Here is a 15,225-nt window from a genome sequence, read left to right on the forward strand (position 1 = left end):
GTAGCCACAGGAGCGCCCTCCCTGCGTGTTTGCACAGGTCATAGCGTTGCGGTAGCTCTCCCCGGCGTACAGCCCGACTCGTCTGCCGCTACCTCCGGATTTTCCTGGGAAAGGGCCTCTGACCTGCAGCGGAGGTCCTTTCCGATCTTTCAGGGGCTTGCCGCGTTAGGCGGCGGAAAGTCCCTCGGAAGTCCCTCGGACAGCGCTGAAAGTCCCTGAAATCGGGTGTCCTTCCTCGCGGACTCGCCGCAGGTACGTAGCTGCTGGACAGCGGCGCGGGCCGCTCCGAGCAGCTGGTCGAGCAGATGTACGCAAACGGCCTCGACCCTTCCCGCGTGCCCCACTTCCATGTCGTACGCCTGGCGGAACCTGACGCAACTCCTCTTGAGAAGCGCCTCACCACGTCGCTGAACCTTCCCGCGGGGAAGCCGCTCGCGCACATCCTGGGCGCTCACATCACGCGGACGCTGGCCGAGGGTGGTCAACCCGATCTGGAAGAGCGGTTACCCACGGTGTTCGGAGCTGCCTTCCTCACCGACCGTGCCGTGTCCTCCGTCCTCGACATACACCGGAAGCTGGGGGCCGACGCCTTCAACAGGAACTCCTGGCCGCCAGATTTCTGACCGAGCCGGCGAACCGGGACCTTGCAGCTGACCGGCGGCGCCTTCCTCACCGAGCAGGTGCGCGCATTCCTCGCCGGTATGCCCAGCAGCGCAGGGACTGACGACTGCGTGCTGCTGCGGGGACTTACGGGCTGACCCGCGACTGATTTTGTACGCAGGTCGCGACAGCAGTTGTCATCTCGTCGAGCAGCACCCTGGTCGGCGCAGAGTCGATATGCACGAGCACGGACAGCACCCAAGTCGGGCCGGACGATGCGATGGTGTGATGATGTCGGTCATGGCTATCGAATCAGTGGTCGTGCGGCAGCGCGTCGAGGACCTGGACGCGGCTGTGCCCTTCTACGAGAAACTGACCGGAAGCACCGCATCCCGTTTCGCCTTCGCCGGGGTCACCCTGGCAAGCGTCGGCCCCTTCCTGCTGTTCAGCGGTCCGGACGAGGCCGCGCAGCGAGTTGCCGGCGTGGCGGCCACCCTGGCGGTCGCAGACCTGGACGCAGCGGTGAAGGAGGCGGTGGCTGCAGGCGCCGAGGTGATGGTTGCTACCTCCCCAACACCGAATGGCCACCGCGCCGTGCTGCGGCACCCGTACGGCGGGGTCTTCGAGTACGTCGGTCCCTGAACCTGAGGCCACCGCGATTGATCGCAGGCCGTGACATGACGACGGCCGCGCGGGTTCTTGAGATGTGAAGATCAAGCAAGCCCGCACGGCCATGTCGCATCCTGCCTGGCACGAGCGGCGGCAGAGCGCTCGCCGTCGGCAGCCCGGGGCCGGGCCGAAGTACGAACTGGTCTTCACCGACCGGGTATTGGCAACCCTGGTCCATCTGCGTACCGGGCCGACCCACGAGGCATTGGCAGTGATCTACGAGGTGTGGTCCTCCACCATCGGCTGTGCAATCAGGGAGATCCGCCCGCTGCTTGCCGAGCGCGGACTCACGGTACCCGACCGGCCCGGCCTGCGGCTGCGGACCCTGGAGGACGTGGTCGCCTGCGCCGCGGCCGAGAACGTCACGCTGCGGATCGACGGCACCGAGACCCAGGTCCGCCGGCCCAAGGCGCACTGCCCCGGCCGACGGGCCTTCATCTCCGGCAAACGTAAGCAGAACGCGATCAATACCACCACCATCAGCGTTCCCTGACCAGATCGGCGCCCCACCGAGGAAACCGAAGGACATCGACAACGCGCCGCTGAGCGAACGGTATGGATGGCGCGAGATGCGCCGCCGCGAGTCTTCCCGTCGGATCTGCGTCGAACACGCCAACGCCGAGCACCGGCAGTGGCGCCCCCTGGAGCGATACATTGGCCGTCGCGAAGAGTACGAGCAGACCCACCGGGCCATCGCCGGGCTGGTCTCCGACCGCGCCGCGAAGCGGGCCACCCGTCACAAGCCGAGCACCGAACCTGGGACTTCGCAGGTGGCGCTGTACGGCGAGCCGGGGCGACCTCCGTGGACGAGCGACCGGACAACCGCTCCCCGCCCCCGCTGCTCCGTTCTCAAGGGCGGAGAAGTTGCAGCTATCCGCAATGTGAGACCTGTCCGAAACTTATTGACCGACGGGGTCGGCGTCTGCTGAACTCCCGTTCCATGACCCCGCGCGTGGATTTGACCCGGAGGCGCCACATCGACCTGGCGCACGTCTCCAGCGCGTTCTGTTGTCGTTGATCCGGAAAGTGTGTCGTTGATCCGCTGAGCGGCCCTCGGCAGCGGCGGGTGCGCGGCGAAGGCCTCCCTTCGGAAGGGGCGGTGCCAAGCCGCCGCCTCGGCGGTGTCTCCCCGAGGTACCGCGGTATCGACCGCACGACCGCCTTCTTCCCGCGCTCCTCTCTCCGCTCCTCCTCTCCCCCTGGGGAGAAGTACGCGCGTCGCAACTCGAGGTCGGCGAGGGGACGTGCCATCAGCTATGGGCCAAAGGCCTGTCGCGCAAGTGGCGCGGGCCCGGCGGGATTTCCGCAAGAAACCCCGCACAGCGCGCGCTGACCGGTGCGGTCGCACGACGTCCACCACACAGCTCGACCTTCGTCCGGCACTCCTCGCGTAGTCGTCGGTCCCTCGCATCACGACCGGACCGAGTCACTGGCTTCGTGGCCGTTCATCGCCGCCCTTCACCCGTTCACGCCGACTCTCCATACCTGGCAGTGCGCCCCATTCCTTGAGAGGAACTCCCTCATGCCGCCGTCCATCCGCAAGCTCACAGGCCGCATCGGCGCGGTCGTCGAGGGCGTCGACTTCACGGCGCCCCCCGATCCCTCGACGATCACGACGCTCCGTCATGCCCTCAACGAGCACAAGGCGATCGTGTTCGACCACGTGCACCTCGACAACGCCGGCCAGGAGCGCGTTGCCGGGTGGTTCGGCGACCTGACAACCGCCCACCCGAACGTGCCTGCCGCCGACGGTACGGCGAACGTGCTCGCCGTGGACAGTGAGACGTCCAAGGCCAACGAATGGCACACGGACGTCACCTTCGTGGCCAACCCACCGCAGCTCACCACGCTCCGGTCCCTCGTGACCACCCCGTACGGCGGCGAGACGCTCATCGCGAACGTGGCCGCGGCCTACCGCGACCTGCCCGAGCCGCTGCGCGCCCTTGCGGACTCGTTGCGCGTCGTGCACACCAACCAGTACGACTACGCGCGCCCTCAGGCCACGACGGCGCAGCGGAAGGAGTACGACCAGGTCTTCGTCTCGACGCCGTACGAGACGGAGCACCCCCTGGTGCGGGTGCATCCGCTGACGGGCGAACGGGGGCTGTTCATCGGCGGGTTCGCCAAGCGGATCGTCGGCCTGTCGAGCAGTGAGTCGGCCGATCTGCTCCGCATCTTCCAGTCGTACGTGACCCGCCCGGAGAACATCCTGCGCTGGACCTGGGCTCCCGACCAACTGCTGATCTTCGACAACCGGATCACCCAGCACTACGCGGTGGACAACTACGACGACCACCCGCGGCGCCTCAACCGTGTGACGGTCGCGGGAGATGTGCCGGTCGGCATAGACGGCCGCCGCAGCGAGCCGCTCCTCGGTGACGCCTCGCACTACAGCAAAGTGCTGGAGGTGGCTGCCTGATGACCGAGGTCAGCCTCAAAGTGCCGGCCGTAGGGTCGGCTGCCAAGACGCCGCGCGCGACGAGCGGGCTCGAGGTCTTCCTGCCGCGCGACGCCCGCCGCCAGACGGTGTTCAGCACGCTCCGCGAGCGCCTGCGCTGGCCGTTGGGGATCTACACGACTCCGTTCGTGGTCCTCATCGCCTGGGAGGTCCTCGCCAGGGCCGGAGTGCTGGCGAAGACCTACGCCCCGGCACCGACCTCCATCGTGAAGTCCGCTGTTGACCTGTGGCAGCAGGGCGTCCTCGGACCGGACCTGGCCATCTCGCTGCAACGGGCCGGCATCGGTCTCGCCATCGGTCTGACGGTGGGCATCGTCACCGGGGTGCTCGGTGGTCTGCTGCGCAGCGGCGAGTATCTGTTCAACGGTGTCGTGCAGGTGCTGAACACCATCCCGCTGCTGGCGGTGCTGCCGCTGATGATCGTGTGGTTCGGCATCGACGAGCTCACCAAGGTGCTGCTGATCTCGTTCGGCGCAGGCGTCCCGATGTATCTCAACCTGTTCGCCGCGATCCGGGGGGTCGACCAGCGTCTCATCGAGATGACGCGGACGACGGACGCCGGCACCTGGCGCCTGGTGACCCGTGTCCTGGTGCCCGGAGCCCTGCCGGGGTTCCTGGTCGGCCTCCGCTTCTCCCTCGCCTACAGCGTCCTGGGTCTCGTCGCCGCCGAGACGGTCAACGCCGACAGAGGTCTCGGCTTCCTCATCACTCAAGGGCAGACCTACCTCCAGACCAACCAGGTCTTCGTGGGGCTGGTGATCTACTCGCTCCTCGGTCTGCTCGCCGACCAGTTCGTCCGGGTTCTCGAGCGGGTGCTGCTGCGGTGGCGCCCCAGTTATGAGGCAACATGAGCGCCACGCTTGCTGCGCACAGCATCCGGCCCCGCCGGCAGGCCGGCGCCGTCGCCGAGAACGTCGTCCGCCGGTTCGGGGACCGGGTCGTCCTCGACCACCTGGACCTCACCATCGCCGACGAGGAGCTGGTGGTCCTGCTGGGCCCCTCCGGCTGCGGCAAGAGCACCCTTCTCAGGTTGCTGGCCGGGCTGGACCGGCCCGACGGAGGGCGGGTGGAGGTCCCCGCGAAGCGTGCGATCGTGTTCCAGGCCGACCGTCTGCTGCCGTGGCAGCGGGTTCTGCGCAACGTCACCCTCGGCCTGCACGGACCCGACGCGGAGCAGCGAGCCCTCGACGTGCTCGCCGAGGTCGGACTCTCGGGCCGTGAGAAGGCATGGCCCAAGGAGCTCTCCGGCGGCGAGGCCCAGCGAGTGTCGCTGGCGCGGGCGCTGGTCTCGGAGCCCGAACTCGTGCTGCTCGACGAGCCGTTCGCGGCGCTCGACGCGATCACGCGGCTGCGCATGCACGACCTCGTGCGGGCGCTGCGGAGCAAGCACCACGCGGCGATGCTGCTCGTCACCCACGACGTCGACGAGGCGATCGCACTGGCCGACCGCGTCGTCGTCATGAGCAACGGACGCATCGGCACCTCCCACCTCGTCGAGCTGTCGGCCGCGGACCGCGAGGCGAGCATCGCGCGGGAGGAACTGCGCTCCGCGCTCCTGGAAGACCTCGGCCTGGCCAACCAGCACTGACTCCCCCACCGCACCCACCGACTTCTCCCACCACAGCACAGAAAGCACGTGAGAACCCATGTCCAGAAGATCCTCCCGAATCGTCGCCGCCGTCGGCCTGCTCGCCCTGGGGAGCACCCTCACCGCCTGCGCATCGACGTCGGAGGCCGCCGCTCCCCTGAGCAGCCCCAGCGGATCGGGCGCCGACAGCCACCCCGAGTGGAAGAAGTACACCTTCACCATCGGCGACAACGGCGGTGACGGCAGCCAGGAGCTGGCGAAGATCACCGGCGTGTTCGACAACGCGCCCTACAAGGTGAAGTTCGCCCGCTTCACCTACGGCCCGCCGCTCGTACAGGCGGCCGCGTCGGGCGACATCGACCTGGGCAGCGTCGGCGACGTACCGCCGATCACCGGCGCCGCGAAGGAGTACGGCTTCAAGGTCGTCGCCGTCAACCGTTCCCTCAGACCCACCCAGGCGAACGAGAACATCATCGTGCCGAAGGGCTCCACGCTGAAGACACTCGCGGACCTCAAGGGCAAGAAGATCGCTGTGCCGCAGGGCAGTTCGGCTCACGGTCTGGCACTGAACGCGCTCAAGAGCGTGGGCCTCGGCCCCAAGGACGTGAAGCTGGTCTTCCTCGACCCGGCGGCCGGTGCCACGGCGTTCCACACCGGCAAGGTGGACGCCTGGTCGATCTGGAACCCGCAGTCGGCGATCGCGGTCAAGAACGGTGCGCGGATCCTGGCGAAGGGACTCCCGCCGATCGACCAGACGAGCAGTTACTACGTCGCGAGTGGGAGTTCGCTGAACGACAAGACCAAGCGGGCGGCTCTCACGGACGTCCTGCAGCGGCTCGCCCACGAGTTCGCGTGGGCGATCAAGCACGAGGACAAGTACGCGGAGGCGCTCGCCAAGGAGGAGGGCATCCCCCTGGACGATGCCAAGGCGTCCCTGAAGGCCTTCGAGACCCGGGTGACCCCAGTGGAGAAGTCGGACATCGCGGCGGAGCAGAAGCTCGCCGACGCCTTCCTGGAGGCGGGCCAGATCACCAAGAAGGTCGACGTCTCGTCGATCACCGACAACCTCCTCCCGGCCGGCTACGACAGCTCGAAGCTGTCGGTCGGCTGAGCCGGCGCACCACGAACGGACTGGAGACAAGTCGTGAGCGATCAGACAAGACGCCGGCTCCACCTCAACGCCTTCCTCATGGAGGCGGGCCACCACGAAGCGGCGTGGCGGCTCCCGCACAGCAACCCGCGGGCGGACTTCGACCTCAGGCACTGGATCGAACTGGCTCAGCTGGCGGAGAGCGCCAAGTTCGACTCGCTGTTCCTCGCCGACGGCCCGGCGATCACCGGCACGGGCGAGTTCCGGCCGCCGGGCCAGCTCGAGCCGCTCACCCTGCTGACCGCGCTGTCGCAGGCGACCAGCAGGATCGGACTCATCGCGACCGTGTCGTCGACGTACAACGAGCCGTACAACCTGGCTCGCCGGCTCGCGTCGGTCGACCACGTCAGCGGTGGTCGCGCCGGCTGGAACATCGTCACCTCGGCCGGAGCCGACGAGGCGGCCAACTTCGGCCTCGTGGGCCGCCCGGGCCACGCCGAGCGGTACGCCCGGGCCGACGAGTTCCTGTACATCGCCAAGGCACTGTGGGACAGCTGGGAGTCCGAGGCCGTCGTCGCCGACAAGACCACGGGGCGCTACGCCGACCCCGCCCGGCTCCACAGGCCCGACCACCGGGGAACGCACTTCGCGGTGGCCGGCCCGCTCAATGTCGAGCGTCCGCCGCAGGGTTACCCCCTGCTCGTGCAGGCCGGCTCCTCCGAGGACGGCAAGGACTTCGCGGCACGCCACGCCGAGGCGATCTTCACCGCCCACCAGACGTACGAGCGCGCGGCCGGCTTCTACGCCGACATCAAGGCACGGACCAGGGCCGCGGGGCGTGACCCGGACGGCGTGATCGTGCTGCCGGGCATCGTCCCGTACATCGGGTCGACCGAGGCGGAGGCCCGGGCGCTGGCGAAGCAGTTCGACGACCTGCGCGTCCCGGAGTACGGACTGCGTCAGCTGGCCGCGGTCTTCGAGACCGAGCCGTCGGTGTTCGAACTCGACGAGCCCCTGCCGGACTTCATCCTCGCGAGACCGAAGCTGGAGGGCTCGCAGAGCCGCTCCGACCTGATCATCGAGCTCGCCGTACGCGAGAAGCTGTCGGTCCGCCAGGTCATCTCAAGGCTCGGCGGCGGCCGTGGCCACTTCGAGTTCATCGGCACACCCGAACAGGTGGCGGACACGATCATCACCTGGTTCGAGGGCGGTGCCGCCGACGGATTCAACATCATGGCGCCCGCCCTGCCGTCCGGCCTGGAGAGCTTCATCGAGCACGTCCTGCCGATCCTGCGCGGCAAGGGCCTGTTCCGCGAGGAATACGAAGGCACCACCCTTCGCGAGCACTACGGGCTGCCGGTACCGGCCAACCAGTTCCACCAGGCAGAGCCCCAGGTGTCCGGTGCTTGACAGCAGACCGAGCGGGAGCAGGCCCCTGGCCGCGTGGCGAGTTGACCAGCCAGCTCCAAGAGGCTCTGGACAACCTGGCCGGCGCCCGCACGAGCATCCGTCGAATGATTCGCGTGGAGAATTCATCGGTGTAGCACAGCGCCAAGCTGCGGGCGCCCGACAATCAGGGCTGCCGGCCCGGCAAAGCTAGTGCTGCGGCTTCCGCGAAGGGGCTGGCGACACCCTCCGCATCTCCTTCTGCGGCGTCCTCAAGCGAGATCGAGGTCTGGAGGTCGATACCGTACAAAAATGCCGCGTTGGCCGACGAGAACTGTTGACGTTCCGTGTCTGACGAGAAGTGGTTCAGGAAGGAATCGATTTCTTCTCTGGTTGGCCGTTGGAAGGGGTAGTCGGTTGAGAAAATCAATCGGTCGACGGAGGTAACGGACAGGGCATGCTGCAGGAGTGCCGGGTTGAGCATGCCGGAGGTCGTGATATAGAAATTCGACCGGATGCAGTCCGATACTGATCGCTGCAAGCCGGCGATACTGCTCGTCGCTGGAGCGGGGGAGACGGACGCCGCAGCGGGAGTTTTTTGAGGCGGCGGACGAAGTGCTCCACGCGAGCGGGCTGTTGAGGGTCGCAGTCGAGGACGTGGAGAACGCCACGAACAAGGCCAGGGTCCGGCATCCGGCGTGGTTCAGGAATTACGCCAAGCTGGAACGGGAAGCCGTTGAGATCAACCTCTACAACAACCACGACGTGCCCGGCCTCTTGCAGGCCAAGCGCCGGACCAGGGCCCTGTACGAGATGCGCAAGCCGCTGTTGGACGAGGGCACCATCGAGCGGCGCGTGGCCTCTCGGATGGACCCTCCGGGCTTGGAAGCAGGACGGCGCCACAGCGGCTTTCGCGTGTCCCGCCCTCCTCCTCGGCGTTACAGGCCCACTCATCTGTCGTGGCCTCCTCAGGACCCCAGCGACCGCTCCGCCACCCGCGCCAGATGCTCCCCGAACACCTCCCGCGCCTCCGGCGTCAGCGTGCGCAAGGCCACCAGCGCCGTGATGACGACGTCGCACAGTTCGGCCTCGACGTCCCCCCACGTGTGGGTGACCCCCTTGCGCGGGTTCCGGCCCGTCGCGCCGATCACCGCCTGGGCGACCTCGCCGACCTCCTCCGAGAGTTTCAGGACGCGCAGGAGGAGGGTGTCCACGCCGTCGTGCGGGCGGTTGCCGGCCAGCCAGGTCCACAGGGCGTCGATGGTGGGCCACAGGTCCGGGTCCTGATCGCTCATGGGCCGCAGCCTGCCATGTGCTTCGCGGGATGCGGCCCGTCCGTCAGTCCTCGAGCAGGTCTTCGAACAAGGGGTCCTGTTCGCCTTCCTTGGACTTCTGCAGCCGCCTGTTCCGCGCCCCGATCACCACGGCCGTCGCCGCCGCCGTCACACCGAGGGCCGCCGGGACCATCCAGCCCCGGTCGAAGACGTGGCCGAGCGCGTGGTCGAGGGAGAGCCGGCCGGGGCCGGTGACGGCGAGGCCGGTCGCGGCCAGGGCCAGACTCGCCGCGTACTCGTAGCCGCCCTCCTGGGCGAAGAAGCCGTTCGGCTTGTGCACCGCCGCCGTGCCCGCCATCGCGCCGGCCGCCGCCGCACCGGCCGCGGGGGTCGCCAGGCCCAGCGCCAGCAGTGTGCCGCCGCCCGTCTCGGCCAGGCCCGCCGCCGTCGCGCCGGCCTTGCCCGGGGCGTAGTCGACGGACTCCATGAACTGGCCGGTGCCCTCCAGGCCGTGCCCGCCGAACCAGCCGAACAGTTTCTGCGCGCCGTGGGCGGCCAGCACTCCGCCGGTACCCAGCCGGAGCAGCAGAAGGCCCAGATCGCGTCGGTCGTAACAGGTCACGGTCGCTCCAGTCAGGCGGTCGGCGGGAACAGTCCCCCACGCGGTTCCACCGTCGCACCATCCACACCCGGTGGGCCTCCCCGGGATGCCGTTCGGGTGGCGGCTCCCCCGGCGCGGTGTGACTCTGACTGGCATGACGATTCAGACAGCGAAGCTCAGCGACCCGGCCGTCCGGGCCTTCGTCAACGCGGTCAACGCCCATGACCGCGAGGGTTTCATGGCGCTCCTCGCCCCCGGCGCGACCATGTCCGACGACGGCTCCGACCGGGACCTCGCCGAATGGATCGACCGGGAGATCTTCTCCTCCCGCGGGCACATGGAGGTCGACAACGAGTCCCGCGGCGGTCGCACGCTCGTCGCCCGCTACCGCAACGACACCTGGGGCGAGATGCGCACCAAGTGGACCTTCGTGGTGGAGGACGACGGGCGGATCTCGCGCTTCGAGACCGGGCAGGCCTGACCGCCGCAAGGGCTTGCCTTCGGGTGCGCTCCGACTCCTGGCGTCCTTCGCAAGGAGAGCAACAGGACACGGGGACGCAGTAGCGGCCGAAGCCGAGCGCGCTCAGCTGTATTCCCGGGCCATCGGCGGCGAGTGGCAGGCCGCCGACGGGCAGCCCCTCGGGTGGGGCGAGGCCGACGACGAGGAGTCCGTACGGGCCGTCCGCCGCGCCCTCGACCTCGGTGTCACCTTCTTCGACACCGCCGACACCTACGGCGCCGGGCACAGCGAGGGCGTCCTCGGGCCGCGCTCCCGGCAAGCGCCGGGACGAGGTCGTCGCCACCAAGTGGGGCAACGTCTTCGACGCGGACACCCGCCCCCTCACCGGCGCCGACGACTCCCCGGAGTACGCCCGCCGCGCGCTCACCGCATCCCTGCGCCGCCTCGGCACCGACCACGTCGACCTCTACAAGGGGTGCGGAGGAGATGCGCGCGAAACGGGCCACTTGGTCACGCTGTGTAACTCCTGGCTGCGGGGCGTGTCCGTAGCGCCATGACGATCCGTGACGATCGTAGGTCCTGGGACAGGTAGTGTGCTGCCGATCATGTGATTGGCTGTGTGGTTGTGGCGTCGGTGGAGCGGACGGCGTATCCGCAGTTCAAACGGATCATCTCCGAACGCGAGTTGGCGCAGTTCTTCACACCGGACGAGGCTGAGATCGCGTGGGCGGTGAAGCCAACCCATGGCCGCCTGGAATGCTCCTCGCGCTGCTGGTGTTGCTGAAGTCTTGTGCCCGGCTGGGTTATTTCCCGGGCTTGGACGAGGTTCCGGCGATGGTCGTGGTCCGTGTGCGTGTGGCGGCGGGTTTGCCAGAGGATGTCAGGCCTGCGGTGGAGGAGCGGACGGCGAAGCGCTATCGCTCCTGGATCCGGGAGTACCTGGGCTTGGTGCACGACCCGGCGCGGGCCCCGACCGGCCGGTTGATCGTGGTACGTCCTGCCCAGCGGCACCTGGCCGAGCTACATGGTCAGGTGCCCGCGATGGTCACGATCGATCCGGCAAAGGACAGCGCCTGCACAAGGCACTGGACCCTTTCTTCGAGGCCGCCGATACCCAGCGGGTCGAGTACGTCGCGTCCTTGGCCAGGCAAGATGCCCTCGACCTGGTGGGGATGACGCCGAACGCACGCCACCTGAACCGCGGAGACCTTAACGGTGACGGCCTCCTGCCCGACCAGGTCACCGTCTCCGTGCCGGCCACCACCTACCGGCCTCGGTGACCACGACATCAGCCGCGTCGGTTCAGCGCTCTGGCCAGGTCCCGGTTGGCCGCCCGCGCGCTGGCGATGTCGTGGCAGTTCAGGCCGGTGAGCTCAGAGACACGCAAAAACATTGCGACGGTGACCCGGGAGCCAGTCATCACTCTGCGTATTCACCGGCCGAGGCATTCACCCATCACATCAAGCCCGGGTGGAGGCGATGGCGGCGGCTTCGGACGAGGGGTGGGGGCTGCGGCGGCGGGAGCAGGGTGACGGGGCGCAGTGGCGGGGGCCGGGGGTCTGAGGTCGGCGATCGGTCTGGGGGCGGCCGTCGCGACCACAGCGCCCAGGCCGAGATCCGGTTCCTGACGGAGGATCCGCTGATGGATGCTGACCAGCGGGGGTGAGGGTTCCACCCCGTACGCGTCGACCAGGACGGACCGCGCGTCCTCGAACGCGCCCAGCGCCTCGGCCTGCCGCCCGGACCGGTACAGAGCGATCATCAGTTGGCCGCGGAGCTGTTCCCGCACCGGGTGGGCGCGAACCAGTCCCTCCAACTCGCCGACCAGTGGCCCGTGCTGCCCGGCGGCCAGCGCCGCCTCGATGCGGTCCTCCACCACGGTGAGCCTGAGCCCTTCCAGCCGCACCGCCTCGCAACCGACCACAGACAGGCCCTCGAACTCCGCCAGGGCAGAGCCGCGCCACAGTGCCAGGGCCGCGGTGAGCAACTCGTGAGCCGGCCCGGGGCGTCTCTCGGCCAGGGCCTGGCGTCCCTGGGCGGCGAGCCGCTCGAACCGGACCGCGTCGACCGCCTCCGGGTCCATCGCCAGCTGGTACCCCGGCGGGCGGGTGACCAGCACCTCCCCACAGCCATCGCGCGGCGGACCTGCCATCGCCCGGCGCAGCCGCGAGACGTAGGTGCGCACGGTCCGGTGCGCGTCACCCGGCGCCCGCTCCCCCCACAGCTCGTCGACCAGCGCCGCCACGCTCACCGTCCTCCCCACATCCACCAGGAGCCGGGCCAGCACGCCCCGCACCTGCGGTCCGCCCAGCGGCATCGCCCTGCCGTCCCCGACCGCTTCCAAGGGGCCCAGTAACCTGAACTCGAATCTGCCCTGCTGGGTCGCCACCGGCGATCCCCCTCCCCGTCGACGCTTCACCCTCAACTCCCGCTGCCCGTACGGTCACAGGCGTTCGATCTGTACCCTCCACGGTGTACGATCCCGCGCGTGCGGGTGTTGCAAGGGCTGCGCGGTTCACTTGCCCGTTGTGCAGGAGCCGGCCTGTGGACCCGCCACGTCGGGGTTGGGGGCACTGATGGTCCAGCACGGATCAGCGCGACAGACAGCGCGGGTGGACAGCTTCACCGACTGGCGCGAGCTCATCTGCGAGGCGTTCCTGTCGCTGACCCCGGAGTCGGACCGGCGCAACGGATTCACCGGCGCAGTTACCCAGTGGCAGTTCGCGAACCTGAGCCTGGCCAGGATCGACTCCCAACGCCAGCGGGTCAGCCGCACCGACCGGGACATCGACCGCGCCCCGCGCCGTGGCTACTATGCCAACCTCCAGCTGCAGGGGGTCAGCGGGATGACGCAGCAGGGCCGTTCCACCGTGCTACGGCCCGGTGACCTGGCAGTGGTCGACACCGCGGAACCGTTCGCCTTCGACTTCCCCGAGGCGTTCGTACAGCTCTCGCTGTACCTGCCCGGCCCGCTGCTGGAGAGCCAGCTCGGGCAGGGCGTGCCGACCGCGATCCGGGTGGACACCCGTGCCAGGGTGGGTGCCGCGGTCCGGCACGCGCTGGGCGCGTTGAGCCGCGGCGACCTCGCCCCGCAGACTGCGGCGCGACTGGCCGCCCACACCTGCGGACTGATCGCCGTGGCCCTGGAGCAGCCACTCGCCGCCAACCTCCCGGCGGTGCGAGGCGACCGGCTGCACCGGGCCGCGTTGGACGACATCGACGAGCACCTCACCGACGACGACCTCTGCGCGCCGGCCACCGCCCACCGCCTGGCGGTTTCGGCGCGGCTGCTCTACGCGGTCTTCGCCGGGCAGCAGCGCAGCTACGCCACCGAGGTGCGGCACCGCCGCCTGGAGCACGCCTGGCGTGAGCTGCAGGACCCGGCACGGTCACACCTGCGGGTCATCGACGTGGCGGTGTCGGCGGGGTTCGCTGACGTCACCAGCTTCCACCGGGCGTTCCGGCGCGAGTACGGGTGTACCCCGCTGCAGGTGCGGGAGGCGGCAACGGGTCCGGCCGGTGGGAGCACCTGATCGGGTGCTCCCACCGGCCGGACAACTGCGCTGCGTGTGTCAGGAGATGACGATGTGAACGAAGGCGTTCACGGAGTTGAGGCACTGGTCGCCGGTTCCGTTGTCGTGCGCGTAGTACCCGTTGTCGTCGTAGTTGTTGTCCTGGTAGCCCAGGACCAGGCTGCCGCCCCGCCCGCCGACCACCAACTGCCGTCCCACGACGTCCACCAGCCGGGCCAGGTTACCCGTCGCGCCTGGGATGGTGATCAAGCCGGGGTGCCTTTAAGGACAGAGTTCTTACCGGCACCCCTCATTGCTGCCATCAGGTGTGGTGCCGCAACGAAGCTGTCAGGACGACGGCACCGATGACGATCACGGCGCCGAACACGAGGAAAGCGATCGCGTGCCCGAACCGGTCGGCCACGAGGCCGCCGGCCAGCGGACCGATCGGCTGGGACGCCATGGAGATCAAGTTCGTGGCGGAGCTCACCCGGCCTGTGAGCTTCTCGGGGGTGAGCTGGAGCAGCTCGGTGCTGAACGCGACATTGCCCACTGCCGTGACGCACAGGACCACGGCCAGCAAAGCGCCGATCAGCAGCGGCGCGGTGACCGCCGCGAGCAGTGGCACGATGACGCCCGCCGTCCAGCAGCAGAGGGTCACCGCGGACCGGGTGTGCTCGAACGCGCGAAGCCGTGGCGCGAGCAGAGCACCGACGAGCGAGCCAACGGCGGCCAGTGCGACAATCGCTCCGCTGGAACGTCCGCTGGGGTCCGTCCGGGCACCCGTGGTGAGCGCCACCAGCATGACTCCGCCGAACGCGGCGTTGAGCCCACCGCCGAACACGACCAGGACTGTTCGCACGTAGCGCTGACGCCACACGAACCGCAGTCCGGCCACCATGTGCCGCGGAGTGAGCGGGCGTTCTGTCCGACCGGGTGCAGACCGTGCCCGAATCGCCAGCAGGCACGAGAACGACACGAGCAGACCGCCTGCCATGGCGGCGAACGGCACCGCCGGTGAAACCCCGAACAGCAGACCGCCCAGCAGCGGGCCGGCGACCGCGGCTCCGGCCTCCCGTGCCTGCAACCGGGACAGGGCGGGGCCGACCTGGCCGGCGGGGACGACCGCACGCAGCAGCGCGTTGGCCGCCGGGAGATACACCAGGCCCTGGACCGAAACCACCGCGACGGCCGACAGCATCAGCCATAGCATCGGATTCCCGGCCAGAACCGACATGGCCAGCGTGACGGACACCGCCACCCCGGCGAGCTCACAGCCGAGCATCAGCCGTCGGCGCTCGACGGCATCCGCGACCGCGCCGGCCGGGATGACCGTGGCGACCAGGGTGATGCCGGCGACCGAACCGACCAGCCCGGCCTCGGCCGGGGAGCCCGTTTCCCGAAGGACCAGCAGCGGCAAGGCGAGTGTCCACATCCGGGAACCGAGGTTCGCCAGCAGCCCGCCGAACCACAGCAGCCGGAAATCGCGGTTCTTCCGCAGCGGAAGGCCGGTCGTCGTGCCGTCCACGCCGATGCCTCCTCGACCGCGGCAGGGCGACGCGGTTTGCCGACTGCACCCGGCAGTGG

16 protein-coding genes and 3 pseudogenes are annotated in these 15,225 nt (G+C 69.1%); 13 read left to right on the forward strand and 6 right to left on the reverse strand.

Annotated elements, in window-relative coordinates:
* The first annotated feature begins 335 nt into the window (after window positions 1-335).
* The 8 genes from ACIBBH_RS00655 to ACIBBH_RS00690 all read left to right on the forward strand — a co-directional run bounded on the left by ACIBBH_RS00655 (window position 336) and on the right by ACIBBH_RS00690 (window position 7,815).
* Window positions 336-623, forward strand: a complete 288-nt coding sequence (locus tag ACIBBH_RS00655; RefSeq protein ID WP_399400463.1) for a hypothetical protein — start codon at window positions 336-338, stop codon at window positions 621-623.
* Between the two features lie 277 nt (window positions 624-900).
* On the forward strand, window positions 901-1,242 hold the full coding sequence (locus ACIBBH_RS00660) for a VOC family protein (RefSeq protein WP_399400465.1): 342 nt from the start codon (window positions 901-903) through the stop codon (window positions 1,240-1,242).
* Between the two features lie 64 nt (window positions 1,243-1,306).
* On the forward strand, window positions 1,307-1,762 hold the full coding sequence (locus ACIBBH_RS00665) for a transposase family protein (protein ID WP_399400467.1): 456 nt from the start codon (window positions 1,307-1,309) through the stop codon (window positions 1,760-1,762).
* A gap of 1,029 nt (window positions 1,763-2,791) precedes the next feature.
* Complete coding sequence (locus ACIBBH_RS00670; RefSeq protein WP_399400469.1) at window positions 2,792-3,688, forward strand: TauD/TfdA dioxygenase family protein; 897 nt, start codon at window positions 2,792-2,794, stop codon at window positions 3,686-3,688.
* Window positions 3,688-4,578 (forward strand): ABC transporter permease, encoded by an 891-nt coding sequence (locus tag ACIBBH_RS00675; protein WP_399400471.1) that lies wholly within the window; start codon window positions 3,688-3,690, stop codon window positions 4,576-4,578. Before ACIBBH_RS00670 ends, ACIBBH_RS00675 begins: the two co-directional genes overlap by 1 nt.
* On the forward strand, window positions 4,575-5,315 hold the full coding sequence (locus ACIBBH_RS00680; RefSeq protein WP_399400473.1) for an ABC transporter ATP-binding protein: 741 nt from the start codon (window positions 4,575-4,577) through the stop codon (window positions 5,313-5,315). Before ACIBBH_RS00675 ends, ACIBBH_RS00680 begins: the two co-directional genes overlap by 4 nt.
* Before the next feature lie 58 nt (window positions 5,316-5,373).
* Window positions 5,374-6,426, forward strand: coding sequence for an aliphatic sulfonate ABC transporter substrate-binding protein (locus tag ACIBBH_RS00685; protein ID WP_399400475.1), 1,053 nt, complete (start codon window positions 5,374-5,376; stop codon window positions 6,424-6,426).
* 33 nt (window positions 6,427-6,459) lie between these two features.
* Window positions 6,460-7,815 carry an LLM class flavin-dependent oxidoreductase gene (locus tag ACIBBH_RS00690; RefSeq protein ID WP_399400477.1) on the forward strand — a complete coding sequence of 452 codons (1,356 nt, stop codon included), beginning with the start codon at window positions 6,460-6,462 and terminating at the stop codon, window positions 7,813-7,815.
* A gap of 163 nt (window positions 7,816-7,978) precedes the next feature.
* Here the strand turns inward: ACIBBH_RS00690 and ACIBBH_RS00695 are convergent, their stop codons facing one another.
* Window positions 7,979-8,275, reverse strand: a complete 297-nt coding sequence (locus tag ACIBBH_RS00695) for a hypothetical protein (protein WP_399400479.1) — start codon at window positions 8,273-8,275, stop codon at window positions 7,979-7,981.
* Window positions 8,276-8,448: 173 nt separating this feature from the next.
* Here ACIBBH_RS00695 and ACIBBH_RS00700 point away from each other — a divergent pair.
* A pseudogene (locus ACIBBH_RS00700) lies at window positions 8,449-8,652 on the forward strand (Scr1 family TA system antitoxin-like transcriptional regulator); the annotation flags it as partial.
* Between the two features lie 107 nt (window positions 8,653-8,759).
* Here ACIBBH_RS00700 and ACIBBH_RS00705 read toward each other — a convergent pair.
* Entirely contained in the window at window positions 8,760-9,086 is a 327-nt protein-coding gene (locus ACIBBH_RS00705; protein WP_399400481.1) for a MazG-like family protein, read from the reverse strand.
* A 43-nt stretch (window positions 9,087-9,129) separates the two neighbouring features.
* A complete protein-coding gene (locus ACIBBH_RS00710; protein ID WP_399400483.1) occupies window positions 9,130-9,687 on the reverse strand; it encodes a DoxX family protein in 558 nt (185 codons plus the stop codon).
* 133 nt (window positions 9,688-9,820) lie between these two features.
* On the opposite strand from ACIBBH_RS00710, the gene ACIBBH_RS00715 reads away from it, so the two are divergent.
* The 3 genes and pseudogenes from ACIBBH_RS00715 to ACIBBH_RS00725 all read left to right on the forward strand — a co-directional run.
* The gene (locus tag ACIBBH_RS00715; RefSeq protein ID WP_399400485.1) at window positions 9,821-10,147 is read left to right on the forward strand and encodes a nuclear transport factor 2 family protein; all 327 of its coding nucleotides are present in this window, start codon (window positions 9,821-9,823) and stop codon (window positions 10,145-10,147) included.
* 106 nt (window positions 10,148-10,253) lie between these two features.
* Window positions 10,254-10,599: pseudogene (locus tag ACIBBH_RS00720) on the forward strand (aldo/keto reductase); the annotation flags it as partial.
* A gap of 496 nt (window positions 10,600-11,095) precedes the next feature.
* Window positions 11,096-11,406: pseudogene (locus ACIBBH_RS00725) on the forward strand (methyltransferase type 11); the annotation flags it as partial.
* Window positions 11,407-11,558: 152 nt separating this feature from the next.
* Here ACIBBH_RS00725 and ACIBBH_RS00730 read toward each other — a convergent pair.
* Complete coding sequence (locus tag ACIBBH_RS00730) at window positions 11,559-12,470, reverse strand: BTAD domain-containing putative transcriptional regulator (RefSeq protein WP_399400487.1); 912 nt, start codon at window positions 12,468-12,470, stop codon at window positions 11,559-11,561.
* A 268-nt stretch (window positions 12,471-12,738) separates the two neighbouring features.
* Here ACIBBH_RS00730 and ACIBBH_RS00735 point away from each other — a divergent pair, with 268 nt between their 5' ends.
* Entirely contained in the window at window positions 12,739-13,659 is a 921-nt protein-coding gene (locus ACIBBH_RS00735) for a helix-turn-helix domain-containing protein (RefSeq protein WP_399400489.1), read from the forward strand.
* 39 nt (window positions 13,660-13,698) lie between these two features.
* Here the strand turns inward: ACIBBH_RS00735 and ACIBBH_RS00740 are convergent, their stop codons facing one another.
* Window positions 13,699-13,908: a hypothetical protein gene (locus tag ACIBBH_RS00740; protein WP_399400491.1), complete on the reverse strand. Its 210-nt coding sequence runs from the start codon at window positions 13,906-13,908 to the stop codon at window positions 13,699-13,701.
* A gap of 52 nt (window positions 13,909-13,960) precedes the next feature.
* Window positions 13,961-15,166, reverse strand: coding sequence for an MFS transporter (locus ACIBBH_RS00745; RefSeq protein ID WP_399400493.1), 1,206 nt, complete (start codon window positions 15,164-15,166; stop codon window positions 13,961-13,963).
* Window positions 15,167-15,225: the final 59 nt, after the last annotated feature.

It is taken from the genome of Streptomyces sp. NPDC051636 (genome assembly GCF_044453765.1).
Classification (GTDB): domain Bacteria; phylum Actinomycetota; class Actinomycetes; order Streptomycetales; family Streptomycetaceae; genus Streptomyces.